15 protein-coding genes are annotated in these 16198 nt (G+C 68.4%); 11 read left to right on the plus strand and 4 right to left on the minus strand.

Translation table 11 applies throughout. The annotated features are described in order from the left end of the window. The first annotated feature begins 28 nt into the window (after positions 1-28). On the plus strand, positions 29-2860 hold the full coding sequence (locus AC1DW3_RS26040) for a DUF3857 domain-containing protein (protein WP_477936356.1): 2832 nt from the start codon (positions 29-31) through the stop codon (positions 2858-2860). On the opposite strand, the gene AC1DW3_RS26045 is transcribed toward AC1DW3_RS26040, so the two are convergent. Further along, complete coding sequence (locus AC1DW3_RS26045) at positions 2857-3402, minus strand: phosphoglycerate mutase family protein (RefSeq protein WP_477936357.1); 546 nt, start codon at positions 3400-3402, stop codon at positions 2857-2859. The genes AC1DW3_RS26040 and AC1DW3_RS26045 overlap by 4 nt on opposite strands. A gap of 87 nt (positions 3403-3489) precedes the next feature. Here AC1DW3_RS26045 and AC1DW3_RS26050 point away from each other — a divergent pair, with 87 nt between their 5' ends. From AC1DW3_RS26050 to AC1DW3_RS26065, 4 genes are read left to right on the plus strand one after another with little or no spacing between them, the layout of a single operon-like run. Next, complete coding sequence (locus AC1DW3_RS26050; protein ID WP_477936359.1) at positions 3490-4746, plus strand: lipoprotein-releasing ABC transporter permease subunit; 1257 nt, start codon at positions 3490-3492, stop codon at positions 4744-4746. Beyond that, positions 4739-5425, plus strand: coding sequence for a lipoprotein-releasing ABC transporter ATP-binding protein LolD (gene lolD / locus AC1DW3_RS26055; protein WP_477936362.1), 687 nt, complete (start codon positions 4739-4741; stop codon positions 5423-5425). Before AC1DW3_RS26050 ends, lolD begins: the two co-directional genes overlap by 8 nt. Next, on the plus strand, positions 5422-6276 hold the full coding sequence (gene purU / locus AC1DW3_RS26060) for a formyltetrahydrofolate deformylase (RefSeq protein ID WP_477936364.1): 855 nt from the start codon (positions 5422-5424) through the stop codon (positions 6274-6276). The genes lolD and purU overlap by 4 nt, the downstream gene beginning before the upstream one ends. 15 nt (positions 6277-6291) lie before the next feature. Next, complete coding sequence (locus AC1DW3_RS26065; protein WP_477936366.1) at positions 6292-7122, plus strand: TatD family hydrolase; 831 nt, start codon at positions 6292-6294, stop codon at positions 7120-7122. Here the strand turns inward: AC1DW3_RS26065 and AC1DW3_RS26070 are convergent. From AC1DW3_RS26070 to AC1DW3_RS26080, 3 genes are read right to left on the minus strand one after another with little or no spacing between them, the layout of a single operon-like run. Next, positions 7097-7462: a hypothetical protein gene (locus AC1DW3_RS26070; RefSeq protein ID WP_477936368.1), complete on the minus strand. Its 366-nt coding sequence runs from the start codon at positions 7460-7462 to the stop codon at positions 7097-7099. The two genes, AC1DW3_RS26065 and AC1DW3_RS26070, sit on opposite strands and share 26 nt — an antisense overlap. A 17-nt stretch (positions 7463-7479) precedes the next feature. Further along, positions 7480-8304, minus strand: coding sequence for an MOSC domain-containing protein (locus AC1DW3_RS26075; RefSeq protein WP_477936369.1), 825 nt, complete (start codon positions 8302-8304; stop codon positions 7480-7482). A 14-nt stretch (positions 8305-8318) separates the two neighbouring features. Continuing rightward, complete coding sequence (locus AC1DW3_RS26080; protein ID WP_477936371.1) at positions 8319-9128, minus strand: mechanosensitive ion channel family protein; 810 nt, start codon at positions 9126-9128, stop codon at positions 8319-8321. A 48-nt stretch (positions 9129-9176) separates the two neighbouring features. On the opposite strand from AC1DW3_RS26080, the gene AC1DW3_RS26085 reads away from it, so the two are divergent. From AC1DW3_RS26085 to AC1DW3_RS26110, 6 genes are all read left to right on the plus strand, one after another. Next, positions 9177-9701 carry a DNA-deoxyinosine glycosylase gene (locus tag AC1DW3_RS26085; protein ID WP_477936373.1) on the plus strand — a complete coding sequence of 175 codons (525 nt, stop codon included), beginning with the start codon at positions 9177-9179 and terminating at the stop codon, positions 9699-9701. Positions 9702-9711: 10 nt separating this feature from the next. Beyond that, entirely contained in the window at positions 9712-11136 is a 1425-nt protein-coding gene (locus tag AC1DW3_RS26090; protein ID WP_477936375.1) for an amidohydrolase family protein, read from the plus strand. After that, complete coding sequence (locus tag AC1DW3_RS26095) at positions 11133-11906, plus strand: spermine/spermidine synthase domain-containing protein (protein WP_477936377.1); 774 nt, start codon at positions 11133-11135, stop codon at positions 11904-11906. Before AC1DW3_RS26090 ends, AC1DW3_RS26095 begins: the two co-directional genes overlap by 4 nt. 15 nt (positions 11907-11921) lie before the next feature. Further along, on the plus strand, positions 11922-13703 hold the full coding sequence (gene tfpB / locus AC1DW3_RS26100) for a type IV pilus assembly ATPase TfpB (protein WP_477936379.1): 1782 nt from the start codon (positions 11922-11924) through the stop codon (positions 13701-13703). Between the two features lie 105 nt (positions 13704-13808). Further along, on the plus strand, positions 13809-14273 hold the full coding sequence (locus AC1DW3_RS26105) for a tripartite tricarboxylate transporter TctB family protein (protein ID WP_477936381.1): 465 nt from the start codon (positions 13809-13811) through the stop codon (positions 14271-14273). Between the two features lie 8 nt (positions 14274-14281). Then, positions 14282-15793, plus strand: a complete 1512-nt coding sequence (locus AC1DW3_RS26110; protein WP_477936383.1) for a tripartite tricarboxylate transporter permease — start codon at positions 14282-14284, stop codon at positions 15791-15793. Positions 15794-16198: the final 405 nt, after the last annotated feature.

Here is a 16198-nt window from a genome sequence, read left to right on the forward strand (position 1 = left end):
ATCGGGGCGGTATGCCGGGAGGACGTGGATGAGTTGGAAGTTCTGGCCAGCGCTGTTGCTGGCCCTGTCCCTGGGGGCTGCGGCGCAGACGGCGCCCAAGCCTGCCGCCAAGGCCAGCGCGTCCCATCCCGTCGTGCCCGCCGGCGCCGGCTACCGCTTCGGCCCCGTGCCGGCCTGGGTCAAACCGCTGCCGCCTGCTGAGGCCCGGCCCACGGTCAGCGCCGGCGCCAAGGCGCGCCGCGAACCGCTGATCGACGTGCAGGTGCAGCTCGCACCCAAGTCGGCCACGGCCACCTACATCCATCTGCAGCATGAGGCGCTGGACACCTCGACGCTGCGCGATGTGTCCGAGCCCCAGATCAGCTTCAACCCGGCCTATCAGCAGCTCGTCATCCACCAGGCTGCCGTGATCCGCGACGGCCAGCGCCTGGACCGGCTCAAGGGCGTGCGCATCGAGCTGATGCGCCGCGAGCAGCAGCTCGAGCGCCAGCTCATCGACGGCGTGCGCACGGCCCTGGTCGTGCTGAGCGATGTGCGCGTGGGCGACGTCGTCGACCTGGCCTACACGCTGGAGGGCCAGAACCCCATCTTCGACGGGCGCTATTCGGCACTGATGCAGCTGGCCTCCGACGCGCCGGTGGAGCGCCTGCACCTGCGCATCGAGGCACCGCCGGAGCGCAAGCTCGCGGTCAAGGCGCTGGCCAGCGACATCGTGCCAGAGCGCTTCGAGGAAGGCGGCCGCCAGGTCATCCGCGTGCTGCGCGAACATGTGCCGGCCGTGCAGGACGAGGCCGCCACGCCGCCCTGGTTCAAGGTCTACCCGGCCCTGCACGTCAGCGAATACGCCAGCTGGGCCGAGGTCGACCAATGGGCCCGGGGGCTGTTCGCCGTCGAGCCGGCAAGCGGCGCGGTGGCGGCCAAGGCGGCCGAGCTCAAGGCCCAGGGTGGCACGCCCGAGCAGCAGGTGGCCGCGGCACTGCGTTTCGTGCAGGACGAGGTGCGCTATTTCTCGGCGTCGCTGGGCGAAAGCTCGCACCGGCCCAAGCCGGCGGCGCGCACCCTCGCCGAGCGCCTGGGCGATTGCAAGGACAAGACCCTGCTCTTGAACACGCTGCTGGCGGCCATGGGCATCGACGCCAGGCCGGCGCTGGTCTCGATGGCGCGCAACCGCGGCATCGTCAACTACCTGCCCTCGCACGACCAGTTCGACCACATCATCAGCCGCGTGCAGCTGGGTGACGCGGTCTACTTCCTGGACCCGACGATGAACGGCCAGGGCCATTCGCTGGAGAAGCGCGGCTACTACCGCTATGGCGCGGCACTCGTCGTCGGCCAGGGCCAGGCCGGGCCCGAGCCCGTCGTGCCGCCGTCCTTCGCGCAGGACGGCCTGAGCTTCCGCCAGGACTGGGACTTCAGCCAGCTGGCCCGCCCCGTGCAGCTGAACACGACCTTCAAGGCCAGCGGCCTGGCCGCCGAACGCTGGCGCGCCAACCTCGCCACGGCCGGCCTGGAGCGCATTGCGGAGTCCATCGGCGGCGCCTATGTGCGCCTGCTGCCGGGTCTCGTCAGCGTTGGCCAGCCCGAGGTCAGCGATGACCGCGACAGCAACGAGTGGGTGCTGAAGCTGCATTTCGAGCACCCCAGCATCGGCCGCTACCAGCGCGGCTGGCTGGACCTGGAATTCCCCGCCGCCGAGCTGGTGGACGCACTGCCGGTGCCGCCCGAGGCGCGCCGCCGCCAGCCCTTCCGGCTGGAGGGCGCGCGCCTGGCCGAGCTGCGCCTGAGCGTGACCGGCGCGCGCCCCTTCACCGCCCAGGCACCCGCGCCCCAGCAACTCACCGACAAGCATTTCGCCTTCAGCAGCCGCGTCGAGGTGCAGGGCGCGACCGTGCAGTTCATCAGCCGCGTGGAGCGCCGCGCCGAGGAAGTGTTGCYGGCCGATGTGGACGGCTACCGTGAGCGCGTCGGCCGCACGCGCCAGATGCTGGGCGCCCAGCGCCTGCGCCTGAACCTGGTGGATCGCAAGGCGCTGGAGGCGCCCTTCACCGCCATCGCCGAGCGCATGGCACGCTTTCGCAATGGTGCCCCGCCGGATGCGCTGTGGGAGCTGATGCTGGGCAACGAGATCAACCGCCTCATCGACGCCGAGCTGCTTTCGCAAGTGGCGCCCACCAGCCGCCTCGCCGCCTGGGTGCGCATCGAGCGCGCGCAGGCGCACAACCAGCTCGGTGATTTCGCGCTCGCGCTGGCCGATGCCGAAGCGGCCCTGGCCATCCGCGGCGAAGGCGACGAGGGCGGGGCGGCGCTGGAGGCCCGGGGCGTCGCGCTGGTCGGCCTGGGCCGGCCGGTCGAGGCGCTGGCGGCCTTCAACCAGCAGGCCCAATTGGTCGGTACAGGTGCCGGCTCAGGCGGCAGCTGGCTGGGCACGGCCCACTACATGCTGGGCGACTACGCGCGAGCCGAGACCGCACTGCGCGACAGCGCCGCCAACGCCAGCGGCGAGGCGCGCCAGTTCACGCTGCTGTGGCTCTACCTCGCGGCGGAGCGCCAGGGCGGCCGCGGCAGGGAGGCCATCGCCGACGAGCTGGCCGCGGCCGACGCCAGCAAATGGAGCGGCGCGCTGCTGAGCTATCTGGGCGGCAGCCTGGGCCGCGAAGCCCTGCTCAAGCTGGCCAAGGAAAAGCCCGAGACCGAGAGGCTGCGCCTGGCCGAGGCCTATTTCTTCATCGGCCAGCAGCTGGCCGCGCAGGGGCGGCGCGGCGAGGCCCTGCCGTGGTTCGAGCGCACGCTGACCACCCAGGCCGTGCCCTATCGCGAGTTCACGCTCGCGCAGTGGGAGCTCAAGCGCGGTGCGAACTAGAGGCAGCCCGCCTGCGGGGCCACCGAGGCTGCGCCGTAGCTGAAGTGCGCCCAGCGCGGCGGCTCGTTTGCGGGCGCGGCGGCGGGCTGCAGCAGGAAGGCGTGATGAAAGCTCGTCTCGCACAGATCGGCCAGCTTGGGGCCACCCAGGGCGGCGATGACGGCCGGCACCGTGTTGCTGTGGCCGACGACGAGGACGACGCCGGTCTGGGCGCGCACCGCGTCCGCCACCGCCTTGACATGGTCGGGGCCGCCGTCCACCGCCTTGGGCTGCAGGCCCAGGGCCTGGGCCAGCGGCGCGGCCGTGTCGCGCGCGCGGCGCGCGGGCGACGTCAGGATGGCATTCACGCGCAGGCCGCCCAGCGCCTGGGCCAGCGCCTGGGCGCGCTGCTCCCCCGCGGGCGTCAGGCCGGGGTCGTTGGCCTGGGTGGCCTTTTCGGCATGGCGCACGAGGATGACGAGATCGGGCATGGCGGCGGCCGGTGAGGAGATGAGGGCAGCTGTCAGCAGACATGCCGGCAGCAGGACGGACAAGGGCTTCATCGCGGGTTCCCAAGGGCTGGAGCTGCATTCTGCGCCGGGCGCCCAGTTACCATCCCGGCCCCATGCCGTACGCCTTTGCATCGCTCCATGACCCTGCCGTTTGAACTCCAGGTCGGCTGGCGCTACACGCGCGCCGGCCGCGGCGGGCGGCGCAACCGCTTCATCAGCTTCATCTCGGGCGTGTCCATCCTCGGCATCGCGCTGGGCGTGGCGGCGCTGATCATCGTGCTGTCGGTCATGAACGGCTTCCAGCGCGAGGTGCGCGACCGCATGCTCAACGTCATCGCCCACGTCGAGCTGCTGAACTACACCGGCCAGGCCCTGCCGGACTGGCAGGCCACGGCCGCCAAGGCACGCCTGAACCCCGAGGTCATCGGCGCRGCGCCCTTCGTGGCCAGCCAGAGCCTGATCGCCCGCGGCGAGGACATGCGCGGCGCCATCATCCGCGGCATCTCGCCGGCCGAGGAGGCCACGGTCACCGGCCTGGGCGCCCAGCTGAAGGACGGCGCCTTCGCCCAGTTGCAGCCCGGCGCCTGGAACATCGTGCTGGGCATCGAGCTGGCCCGCCAGTTGGGTGTGGGCGTGGGCGACAAGATCACCGTCGTCGCACCGGGCGGCCAGGTCACGCCGGCCGGTGTCGTGCCGCGGCTCAAGAGTTTCAATGTGGTGGGTACCTTCAGCGCCGGCCACTATGAATACGACTCGGGTCTGGCCCTCATCCACGTCGACGACGCGGCCCGCCTCTTCCGCACCGAAGGGCCGACCGGCGTGCAGCTCAAGCTGCGCGACGTGCACGAGGCCCGCCGCGTCGCCGCCGAGCTGAAGGACGTCATGGGGCCGCAGATCCTGGTGCGCGACTGGACCCGCTCCAACGCCAACTGGTTCGACGCGGTGCAGATCGAGAAGCGGCTGATGAGCATCATCCTGACGCTGATCGTTGCCGTCGCGGCCTTCAACCTCGTCTCCACGCTGGTGATGACGGTGACCGACAAGCAGAGCGACATCGCCATCCTGCGTACGCTGGGTGCCAGCCCGCGCTCCATCATGGGCATCTTCATCGTGCAGGGGGCCGTGTCTGGCGTCATCGGCACGCTGGCGGGCGTGGGGCTGGGCCTGCTGGTCGCCTTCAACGTCGACGTCATCGTGCCGGCCATCGAGCACCTGCTCAACACCAGCTTCCTGCCGGGCAGCATCTACGTCATCAGCCAGATGCCCAGCGACCCTCAGCGAGCCGACATCATCCCGATCGCGCTGGTCTCGCTGGCGCTGTCCTTCCTCGCCACGCTCTACCCGAGCTGGCGCGCCAGCCGCGTACAGCCGGCGGAGGCGCTGCGTTATGAGTGAGCAAATCCTGCAAGCCACTGGCCTGACCCGTCGCTTCAGCGAAGGCGGCCTGGACGTCACCGTGCTCAAGGGCGTGGATCTGCATGTGTCGCGCGGCGAGACGCTCGCCATCGTCGGCGCCTCGGGCTCGGGCAAGAGCACGCTGCTGCATCTGCTGGGCGGCCTGGATGTGCCGACCTCGGGTGCCGTCACGCTGATGGGCCGTTCGCTGGCGTCCATGGACGAGGCCGAGCGCGGCCGCTGGCGCAACCAGCAGCTGGGCTTTGTCTACCAGTTCCATCACCTGCTGCCGGAGTTCTCGGCGCTGGACAACGTCGCCATGCCGCTGCGCATCCGCCGCCAGACACCCGCCGACGCCCGCGCCGCGGCGGCCGAGATGCTGGCCCGCGTCGGCCTCAAGGAGCGCGTCATGCACCGCCCCGCCGAGTTGTCGGGCGGCGAGCGCCAGCGCGTGGCCATCGCCCGCGCCCTGGTCACCCGGCCGGCCTGCGTGCTCGCCGACGAGCCCACCGGCAACCTCGACCGCGACACCGCGTCGGCCGTCTTCGAACTGATGCTGGAACGCGCCCGCGAATCCGGCACGTCCTTCATCCTCGTCACCCATGACCGCGATCTCGCGGCGCGCTGCGACCGGCAGCTGCGCCTGGTCGCGGGGCAATTCCAGGCAACGCCCGCATGAACCCGCGCTTCGTCCTCAAGCTCTCCTGCCCCGACCGCGCGGGCATCGTCCATGCCGTCACCGGTGTGCTGCTGCAGCAGGGCGGCAACATCCTGACGTCGCACCAGCATGGCGATGCGGATCACGCCCGCTTCTTCATGCGCATCGAGTTCGAGGCCCAGGCCGAGGAGGCTGCGCTGCAGGCCGCGTTCCAGCCTTTGGCGGACGAGTTCGGCATGGATTGGGAATTGGTCGCCCGCGCCCGCAAGACCCGGGTGCTGCTGCTGGTGTCCAAGCTCGGTCATTGCCTGAACGACCTGCTGTTCCGGGTGAAGACCGGGCATCTGCCCATCGAGATCCCGGCCATCGTGTCCAACCACCGCGACTTCTACCAACTCGCGGCTTCGCACAACATTCCCTTTCACCACTTCCCGCTGCTGGGCGCCACCGATACGCAGAAGGCAGCCCAGGAAGACAAGATCCGCGAGGTGGTGGCCGACAACCAGATCGACCTCGTCGTGCTGGCGCGCTATATGCAGATCCTGTCGCCCGAGCTGTGCCGCGACCTGTCGGGCAAGGCCATCAACATCCACCACAGCTTCCTGCCCAGCTTCAAGGGCGCCAAGCCCTACCACCAGGCCTATGAGCGCGGCGTCAAGCTGATCGGTGCGACGGCCCATTACGTGACCAGCGATCTCGACGAGGGCCCCATCATCGAGCAGGAGGTCGCCCGCATCGACCACAGCATGCCGCCCGAGCAGCTCGTCGGCATCGGTCGCGACATGGAATGCGTGGCGCTGGCGCGGGCCATCCAGTGGCATGCCGAGCATCGCGTGCTGTTGAACGGCAACCGCACGGTCGTCTTCCGCTGAGATACAACTGAAGGCATGTGGATAGACACCCACTGCCACCTCGACGCGGCCGAGTTCAACGCCGACCGTGACGCCGTCGTCGCCCGTGCGAAGGCCGCGGGCGTCACGCAGATCGTCATCCCGGCCGTCGACGCGGGCAACCTGGATGCGGTCCGGATGCTGGCCATCCAGCATGACCTGCGCTACGCCCTCGGCATCCACCCGCTGTGCGTGATGCGCGCGGCCGAGGGTGATCTCGACAGGCTGGCCGAGGCACTGCAGACCCACCATATCGACCCACGCCTCGTCGCCGTCGGCGAGATCGGGCTGGACTTCTTCGTCGCAGGCCTCGACCCCGACGTCCAGCAGCATTTCTATGTCGAGCAGCTCAAGCTGGCCAAGCGCGCCGGCCTGCCGGTGCTGCTGCATGTGCGCCGCAGTGCCGACAAACTGCTGGCGGGCCTTCGCCGCATCGGCTTCGCGCATGGTGGCATTGCGCACGCCTTCAACGGCAGCGAACAGCAGGCGCAGGCCTTCATCGATCTCGGCTTCAAGCTCGGCTTCGGCGGCACGGTGACCTTCGAGCGCTCATTGCAGATCCGCCGCATCGCGGCCAGCGTGCCGGAGACGGCGCTGGTCATGGAGACGGACGCGCCGGACATTCCGCCGCAGTGGCTCTACAAGACGGCCGGGGACCGCGAAGCCAGCCCGGGGCAGGCACGCAACGAGCCCTCCGAGCTGCCGCGCATTGCGCAGAGCCTTGCTGAGCTGCGCGGCTGGTCACTGGAAAAGACGGCGGCGATCACGAGCGAGAACGCGCGCGCGGCCTTGCCGCGGCTGGCTAGTGAACGGTGGTGTTCAAGCTGAATTCGTCCACGTACTCCTGATCGGCCTCGGCCGGCAGGCAGCGCCGGTCGGCAAACATGTCGCGAGCGACCCGCTTGGCATCCCTGGATGCGAGACCGCCCTCCACGCGAACGTTCTCGATGCTGCCGTCGGCCTTGACCAGAGAGCGAATGACGAACTTGAAGTCGCCGGCGGGCATCTTTCTCAGCATGTCGACCCGTGGCGGCGGGCAGCGCCCTTTGGAGGAGTTGGCGGCCGCCGACGCAGGGCTGGCGGCGGGAGCCGCCGCGGTTGCGTCGGGTTCGGCGGCCTGACAAGCCAGTGCGGCGCAAAGAGTGCTGAAGAGAAGGACGTATTTCATTGGTGTTGAGAGAGGTTTCAGGCGTCACCAAAATTCAGCGACAACTCGACCCGGTCGCCGACGCGCAACTCGCCGGCACCGCTGCCGCGTGCATAGATGCCGAACTGCACCGGCGCGCCGGGTGCGCGCTCGGCACTCAGCTGCGTCAGGGCGTCCAGGGCCGGCGGCTGGGGCAGGCCGGTGGTCGGGTCCACCGTCGGCACGACGCAGCGCACGCAAGGCAGTGTGCGGCTCAAGGTGAGGTCGCCGACACGGGCTTCGGTCAGGATGTCTTCGATGAAGGCGGGCAGGGCGTCGCCCCCGTCGTCGGCGCGCAGCAGCAGATTGGGCCGGGCCCGCTCGGCCGGGCGGCTCAGCGGCTGGGCCATGGCTTCGGACCAGGCGCGCAGCGAGCCGTCGCCGACGACGTGCAGCGCGTTCAGGATCGGTCGGCGCTGGGCCTCCAGGCTCAGCCGCACCAGGCGCAGGCGCTCGCCGGTCGTGGCGCGCAGCAGGGCGGCCACGTCGTCGCCGGCGTCCCAGGCCTGCAAGGCGTCGAAGTCCTGGCGCTCGCCGTTCCAGCCGCGCACGCCGACCGCGCTGCCGGCGTCGGCGGCCACCTGCAGCACCCGCCCCTCGGCTTCCAGTTCCAGGCCGCCGGCCAGCAGGCGCGCGCTGACCAGCGCCAGGCGCGGGTGGGCGCCCATCCAGGTCAGCTCGCCGCCCGCATCGACCACACCCCAGCCCCGGTCGCCCACGGGCCAGCCGTCGGCGCCCAATTCCAGCGTGTCGACGGCCTCGCCAGCGCAGGACTTGACCGGGTAGCGCCACAGCGCGGCGATGCGGGCGATCAGATCAGCCATGGGGCGTCTCGACGTCAACGGTTGCGGGGGGCGAGTGGCGTCTCGGGCACCGGGTAGCCGGCGGCACCGAAGGTCGCGACGACGGCCTTGTGGGTGTCGAAATAGACCTGCCAGTAGTGATCGGTGTGGCAGTAGGGCCTGACGCAGAGCAGCGGCCCCTCGGGCGTGAACTGCAGGATCTCGATGTCGGGCGCCGGCGTGGCCAACACGTTCGGAATGGCCGCGATGGCGGGCCTGAGGCGCGCGATGGCGTCCAAGGGGTCGACGCTGTTGGCGACCTTGGCCAGGCAGTCGACACGGCGGAAGGCCTGTGCCGAATAGTTCTGGATGGCGCCGCCGAACACCGTGTTGTTGCCGACGATGGTGTGCACGTTGTCTGGCGTGTTGATCGTCGTGCCGAACAGGCCGATCTCGGTGACGGTGCCGGTCACGCCGCCGGCCTGCACGAAGTCGCCGACCTTGAAGGGCCGCAGCACCTGCATGAAGACGCCGGCCGCAAAGTGCGTCAGCAGCCCGCCCCAGGCCGTGCCGATGGCCAGGCCCGCGCCGGCCAGCAGGGCGGCGAAGGAGGTCGTCTTGACGCCGAAGATGTCCAGGATGGACAGGATCAGAACAAGGTTGAGCAGCACGCTCAGGATGGAGCGCAGATAGGTGACCAGCGTCGAGTCGATGCGCTTGCCGCGCAGCAGCGCGGCCGAGAACACGCGCAGCGCCATTGAAATGAGCCACCGGCCCACGACCCATGCGGCGATGGCCGCGAGTATCTTCAGTCCGAAATCCGCACCTTGGGTGCTGAGAAACAGCCAGATGGCTTCCGTGTTCATGTTGTGATGCTCCCTGTGAAAACCCGTGCATCCTCGCAGCCACCGGCCGTGTTTGCCAAGTCCCCGAACGCCCCGGTCGAGCGCCTTGTCGGCCTCGCCCCCGTTTTCGACACGCGCGCACGCCTGCTCGTGCTTGGCAGCTTCCCCGGTGCGGCCTCGCTGCAGGCGGCGCAGTACTACGCGCATCCGCGCAATGCCTTCTGGCCGCTGATGGCGGCCCTGCTAGGTGATGCCGAGCTTGCCGGCATGCCCTACGACGCGCGCTTGCAGGCCCTGCGCGCGCATCGCGTCGCGTTGTGGGACGCGGTGGCCGCCTGTCGCCGCGAGGGCAGTCTCGACACCGCTGTCGAGGCCGCCGAGCCGAGCGACCTGCTCGAACTCGTCGCCCGCCTGCCCGAACTCCGTGCCATCGCCTGCAACGGCGCGCTGGCGCACAAGCAGACGCTGCTGGCGCTGGGTGAGCCCGGCCTACCGGTGGTCAGGCTGCCGTCCACGAGCCCGGCCCATGCCGGCCTGGCTTTGGCCGACAAGATCGCCGCCTGGCGGGCCGGGCTGGCGCCGTATCTGGCCTAGGATGCCCCGCATGAAAAGATTGCTGACGGCCGCGTTGGCGGCCTGGGCGGGTTGGGCCGCTGCTGCGCCGGCTATTCCCGCCGACCTGATCCTGCGCGACGCCACCGTTGTCGACGTGGCCGCCGGCCGACTGCTCAAGAACCAGGCCGTCGTCACGCGCGGCGAGCGCATCCTGGCGGTTGTCGATGTGAAGCAGCTCGGCCGGTACAAGGCCAGGCAGACGTTGAGCCTCAAGGGCCGCTACCTGATCCCGGGGCTGTGGGACAGCCATGTGCATTTCGGTGGCGGCGAGGCGCTGATCGAAGAGAACCGCCAGTTGCTGCCGCTCTACCTCGCCCATGGCATCACGACGGTGCGGGACTGCGCCGGCGACCTCAGCAGCACGGTTCTGCAGTGGCGCGACGACATCGCCGCCAAGAAGCTGCTCGGCCCGACGATCTTTGCGTCCGGCGCCAAGTTGGAAGGCTACAAGCCGCTGTGGAAGGGCACGCAGGAGGTCGGCACGCCCGAGGAGGTCGGACAGGCGCTGGACAAGCTGCGCGACGACCGTGCCGACTTCGTGAAGATCACCGAGAACACGATGCGCGCCGACATCTATCTCGACGCGCTGCGCCAGGCCAAGGCGCGCGGCCTGCCGAGCTCGGCGCATCTGCATGGCGCGGTGACGCTGGACCAGGCGGCCGAGGCCGGCCTGGGCACGCTGGAGCACCTGAACTATCTGCTGCGCGCCGCGACGCCGCGCGAGGCCGAACTGACGGCCCAGGTGGCCGCCGGAACGATCACCGCGCGCTCGGCTGCCGAGCAAAGCCTGGCCAGCTACGACGAGGCCACGGCCCGCGCCGCCTTCAAGCGCCTGGCCGCGCGCGGCACGGCCGTCGTGCCGACGCTGTCCGTCATCCGCATCACGGCCTATCTGGACCAGGACGACCATGCGGGCGACCCCTATCTGAAGTACATCGGCCCCAAGCTGCGCCAGACCTATGACTGGCGCGTCAAGCGCGCGGCGCTGGACGGGCCCGACGCGATTGCCTACCGGCATGCCAGCTATGAAAAGACCGCCCGCCTGTTGCCGCTGCTGGCCGAGGCCGGGGTGGAGATCGTGGCCGGCACGGATGCCGGCTTCCTGAACAGCTTCGACTATCCCGGCCAGGCCCTGCATGACGAGATGGCCGTCTATGTGCGCTCGGGCCTGACGCCGGCCCAGGCGCTGCGCTCGGCCGTCGTTGCCGGCCCGCGCTTCCTCGGCAAGCTGGACCGTTATGGCGCGCTGGCCGAAGGCAAGCTGGCCGACATCGTCGTCTTGCGCGCCAACCCGCTGGAGGACATCGCCGCCACGCGCCAGATCGATGCCGTCGTCACCCGCGGCCGGCTGCTGGACCGCCGGCGCCTGGACGCGATGTTGAAGGAAGTCAGCGACTGGGTGGCCACGCAATGAGATCCAAGCCGCAAACCTGGGGCCCGGCGACGCTGAGCGAGTTCGATGGCGTGCGCTTCCTGCATCTGGATTCGATCTGGGTGCAGGGCGCCATGCGCATCAGAAAGCCCGATCAGCTGGAGCTGGAATACATCCAGCGCATGTGTGCCTGGATGCTGTGGCGCGAACCGGCCACGCTGGGTGAAGGCCATGCGCTGCAGCTGGGCCTGGGGGCAGCGGCGCTGACGCGCTTCTGCCATGGCCAGCTGAAGATGCAGACCACGGCAGTAGAGATCAACCCCGAGGTCATCGCCGCCTGCCGGCATTGGTTCCGCCTCCCCGGCAACGATGCGCGGCTGAATGTCGTCAACGAGGACGCGGCGCGTTGGGTGATGGATGACGCCCATCTGCAGACGGTCGACGTGCTCAATGTCGACCTCTACGACCACGACGCCGCCGCGCCCGTGCTGGACGACGAGGCCTTCTACGCCGCCTGCCGCGGCGTGCTGGCCGATGGCGGGCTGATGACCGTCAACCTCTTCGGCCGCAGCGCCAGCTTTGCGCGCAGCGCGCTGCGCATCGCCCGCGCCTTCGGTTCTGACCAGGTCTGGAGCCTGGCACCCACCAAGGAGGGCAACACCATCGTCGTCGCGGCCCGCGGCGTGCCGGTGCCGCACCGTGAAGTTCTCGAGCAGCGCGCGGCTAATATCGAATCGCGCTTCAAACTGCCGGCCCGCAAATGGCTTAGGCTGGTGCGGCCCTTGCCGATGAGCATCCTCAACGCCCTTTGAGAAGCAGAGCCCTCGATGTCGACCAAGTCCAAGCCCTTGGCTGCCCCCACGAAGACCGAAGGCCGCCTGGAATGGCGCCAGCTGCTGCACTGGCTGCAGGAGGACGGCCTCATCGACGAGACGCAGGTGCAGCGCACCGAGCAGCGCTTCGCGGCGGGTGACAGCGCCTTGCACCCGCTGGTGCGCCTGGGCCATGCGGCCCTGGTGCGGCTGAGCACGGGTAAGCCGCTGGATGTGGACGCCTTGTCCGAATGGCTGGCGGTCCGCGCCAAGCTGCCTTATCTGCGCATCGACCCGCTGAAGGTGGACGTGGGCCGCGTCGGCGACGTGATGTCCATCGGCTACGCGGAAGCCAAGCGCTGCCTGCCGGTGCAGTTCGGCCTCAACGACGTGACGGTCGCGACGTCCGAGCCCTTCGACACCGGCTGGGTGGCGCAGATCGAGTCGCATGTGCGCAAGCCCATCAAGCTCGTCATTGCCAACCCGCTGGATATCGCGCGCTACACGACCGAGTTCTTCACGCTGGCGCGCTCGGTGCGCGCCGCGGCCAAGGCCGGCGAGCAGAGCCAGGTGGCCAGCTTCGAGCAACTCGTCGAGCTGGGCAAGACCAACAAGCAGCTCGACGCCAACGACCAGGGCGTCGTGCAGGTCGTCGACTGGCTGTGGCAATACGCCTTCGATCAGCGCGCATCGGACATCCACCTCGAGCCGCGCCGCGAGATGGGGGTCATCCGATTCCGCATCGACGGCGTGTTGCATACCGTCTATCAGCTGCCGCCGACGGTGATGAGCGCGATGACCTCGCGCATCAAGCTGCTCGGCCGCATGGACGTCGTCGAGAAGCGCCGCCCGCTGGATGGCCGCATCAAGACGCGCAACCCGGCCGGCGACGAAGTCGAAATGCGGTTGTCGACGCTGCCGACCGCCTTCGGCGAAAAAATGGTCATGCGGATCTTCGACCCGGAGACGGCGGTCAAGGATCTGTCGTCCCTGGGCTTCGGCCAGCACGATGCGGACCGCTGGGAGGGGCTGGTCAAGCAGCCCCACGGCATCATCCTCGTGACCGGGCCCACGGGCAGCGGCAAGACGTCGACGCTGTACTCCACGCTGAAGCGCCTGGCCACCGACGAGGTCAACGTCACAACCATCGAAGACCCGATCGAGATGATCGAGCCGTCCTTCAACCAGACCCAGGTGCAGAACGTGCTGGACTTCGGCTTCGCCGAAGGGCTGCGCGCGCTGATGCGCCAGGATCCCGACATCATCATGGTCGGCGAGATCCGCGACCTGGAGACGGCCGAGATGGCCATCCAGGCGGCGCTGACGGGTCACCTCGTCTTCAGCACGCTGCACACCAACGACTCGGTCTCGGCCATCACGCGCCTGCAGGACCTGGGCGTGCCCAGCTATCTGATCAGCGCCACCGTCATCGGCGTGCTCGCCCAGCGTCTCGTGCGCACGCTGTGCCCGCATTGCAAGCAGCCCGACCCGATGGTCACGCGGGAGAGCCTCAACGACCTGGTGCGCCACTGGCGCCTGGGCGGGGGTGTCAAACCTTTCAAGCCGGTGGGCTGCCTGGAATGCCGCAACACCGGTTTCCGCGGTCGCGCCGGCCTTTACGAATTGCTGACGGTGACAGAAGGTGTCAAGGGTGCACTGGCCGATCTGACGGCCCTGCGTCGCCAGGCCATGCAGGAGGGCTTGCGCCCGCTGCGCCTGGCCGGAGCGATGAAGGTCGCGGAAGGGATGACGACCGTGGAAGAAGTGCTGCGCAGCACACCGGCCTGGGAAGGCTAGGGCGCCGTTTGTCTTACGTGTAATCCACAGTCGGGCCCATGGGGTCCGACTGACAGAATCGTCCGCAACAGAACGCGCGCCCTACGGCGCCGGAGGCGACAAGCAATGAAGATCAAAAGCCAGCGGGACTTCTGGTCCGGGCTGATGTTCCTGGTGGTGGGCGTGGCGTTCGCATGGGGGTCGACCGAATACTCCTTCGGCACCTCGGCCCGGCCCGGTCCCGGCTATTTCCCCTTTGGCCTCGGCATCCTGCTGGCCCTGCTTGGCGGCCTGGTGCTGTTCAAGGCGCTGACGCTGGAGTCCGAAGGGGGCGATCCCATCGGCCCTATCGCTTGGCGCCCCCTGCTCATCATCGTTGCCGCCATCGCCGTCTTCGGCGTCGCGTTGCCGCGCCTGGGGCTGGCCTGCACCCTGCCGATTCTCATCACGCTGTCGGCACTGGCCGGCAGCGAGTTCCACTGGCGTGACGTGCTGATCAGCAGCGTCGTGCTGACGGTGGGCAGTTGGGCCCTGTTCATTCTTGGCCTGAAGCTGACCATCCCGCTCTGGCCCATCTACATCACCGGCTGAGGGCGAACATGGACCTGCTGAACAACCTCGGTCTCGGATTCCAGACGGCGCTGACGCTGCAGAACCTGCTGTACGCCTTTTTCGGCACGGTGCTGGGCACGCTGATCGGGGTGCTGCCCGGCCTCGGCCCAGTCGCCACCATCGCGATGCTGCTGCCGTCCATCTACACGCTGGATGCGACGCCCGCTCTCATCATGCTGGCCGGCATCTATTACGGCGCCCAGTACGGCGGCTCCACGACGGCCATCCTGATCAATGTGCCGGGCGAGTCCAGTTCGGTCGTGACCGCCATCGACGGCTACCAGATGGCCCGTCGCGGGCGTGCCGGCGCCGCGCTCGCCGCCGCCGGCCTGGGCAGCTTCTTCGCCGGTTGCGTCGGCACCATCATCATTGCGGCCTTCGCGCCGCCTCTGACCGAACTGGCCTTCAAGTTCGGCTCCGCGGAGTACTTCTCCCTGATGGTGCTCGGCCTGGTGGGTGCCGTCGTGCTGGCGTCTGGGTCGCTGATCAAGGCCATCTCGATGATCTTGCTCGGCCTGCTGCTCGGCCAGATCAATACCGATGTCATCACCGGCACGGCGCGCTTCTCCTTCGATATTCCCGAACTAACCGACGGCATCGGCTTCGTCGTCATCGCCATGGGCGTGTTCGGTTTCGGCGAGATCATTGCCAACCTCGGCCAGCCTGAGGAACACCGCGAAGTGTTCACCAAGGAGGTCAAGGGCCTGTGGCCAACAAAGGAAGACTTCAAGGAGGCGTGGCCCTCGGTGCTGCGGGGCACGGCCCTGGGGGCGGTGCTGGGCGTGCTGCCTGGGGGCGGCGCGCTGTTGGCGTCCTTCGCCTCCTACACGCTGGAGAAGAAGGTCGTACGCAACCCCCGCGTCCCCTTCGGCAAAGGTGCCATTCAGGGCGTGGCTGGTCCCGAGAGTGCGAACAACGCCGGCGCGCAGACGTCCTTCATCCCCATGCTGACCTTGGGCATCCCGCCGAATGCGGTGATGGCACTGATGGTGGGCGCCATGACGATCAAGGGCATCCAGCCCGGTCCGCAGGTCATGACGAGCAACCCGGAGCTGTTCTGGGGCCTGATCGCGTCGATGTGGATCGGCAATCTGATGCTGATCGTGCTCAACCTGCCGCTGATCGGCATCTGGATCAAGCTGCTGACGGTGCCCTATCGCTTTCTCTTCCCGGCCATCGTCGTCTTCTGCTGCATCGGCACCTACTCCCTGAACAACAACAGCTTCGACGTTTACCTGACGTCGGCCTTCGCGCTGGTGGGCTATATCTTCTACAAGCTGAGCTGTGAGCCGGCGCCGCTGCTGCTGGGCTTCATCCTGGGTCCCATGATGGAAGAGAACCTGCGCCGGGCCTTGTTGCTGGCGCGCGGGGACTGGAGCACCTTCCTGACCCGCCCGTTGTCTGCCGGCCTGCTGATTGCCGCAGCGCTGATGATCGTGGTCGTCATGCTGCCGTCCATCAAGAACAAGCGCGAAGAAGCTTTTCAAGAAGAGGCGTGACGGTCAGCCCGTAGATAGATCAAAGGGGTCGGGATGCGGGAGCGTCCCGGCCTTTTCTACTTTTGGCGCCAATGAGCCGCCTATCAATGCGTGCAGGTCTTTGCGCGGCCTTCATTCAAAGAAAGCAGAGCAGGGCTTTCACGTACGGAAAAACCTGTGCTACAGTCGTGGGCTTCGCTGATCACAACGCAGCGCTTGTCGGGAACGGCAGCAGCGGTGGAGTGGTTGGAGAGGGGCTGGATCTGGGCTTCGGTTTGGATCTGGTGGCGAGCTTGAGAGAGTTGCCGAGTGCTTCGAAAATAATTTTCAAAAGTACTTGACGACACTGCGAAAGCAGATCAAAATCTCGCCTCTTTGCTGCTGACGAAGCGCTTCGGAAACGAACAAATCGGCGGTAGTAAGGAA

The organism is Roseateles sp. P2_H4, from assembly GCF_056403315.1.

Bases quoted from the DNA above. Each gene is read 5' to 3' on its own strand.
- AC1DW3_RS26045 (WP_477936357.1), bottom strand. From the start codon at position 3,402: ATGAAGCCCTTGTCCGTCCTGCTGCCGGCATGTCTGCTGACAGCTGCC.
- lolD (WP_477936362.1), top strand. From the start codon at position 4,739: ATGAGTGAGCAAATCCTGCAAGCCACTGGCCTGACCCGTCGCTTCAGC.
- purU (WP_477936364.1), top strand. From the start codon at position 5,422: ATGAACCCGCGCTTCGTCCTCAAGCTCTCCTGCCCCGACCGCGCGGGC.
- AC1DW3_RS26065 (WP_477936366.1), top strand. From the start codon at position 6,292: ATGTGGATAGACACCCACTGCCACCTCGACGCGGCCGAGTTCAACGCC.
- AC1DW3_RS26070 (WP_477936368.1), bottom strand. From the start codon at position 7,462: ATGAAATACGTCCTTCTCTTCAGCACTCTTTGCGCCGCACTGGCTTGT.
- AC1DW3_RS26075 (WP_477936369.1), bottom strand. From the start codon at position 8,304: ATGGCTGATCTGATCGCCCGCATCGCCGCGCTGTGGCGCTACCCGGTC.
- AC1DW3_RS26080 (WP_477936371.1), bottom strand. From the start codon at position 9,128: ATGAACACGGAAGCCATCTGGCTGTTTCTCAGCACCCAAGGTGCGGAT.
- AC1DW3_RS26090 (WP_477936375.1), top strand. From the start codon at position 9,712: ATGAAAAGATTGCTGACGGCCGCGTTGGCGGCCTGGGCGGGTTGGGCC.
- AC1DW3_RS26095 (WP_477936377.1), top strand. From the start codon at position 11,133: ATGAGATCCAAGCCGCAAACCTGGGGCCCGGCGACGCTGAGCGAGTTC.
- tfpB (WP_477936379.1), top strand. From the start codon at position 11,922: ATGTCGACCAAGTCCAAGCCCTTGGCTGCCCCCACGAAGACCGAAGGC.
- AC1DW3_RS26105 (WP_477936381.1), top strand. From the start codon at position 13,809: ATGAAGATCAAAAGCCAGCGGGACTTCTGGTCCGGGCTGATGTTCCTG.
- AC1DW3_RS26110 (WP_477936383.1), top strand. From the start codon at position 14,282: ATGGACCTGCTGAACAACCTCGGTCTCGGATTCCAGACGGCGCTGACG.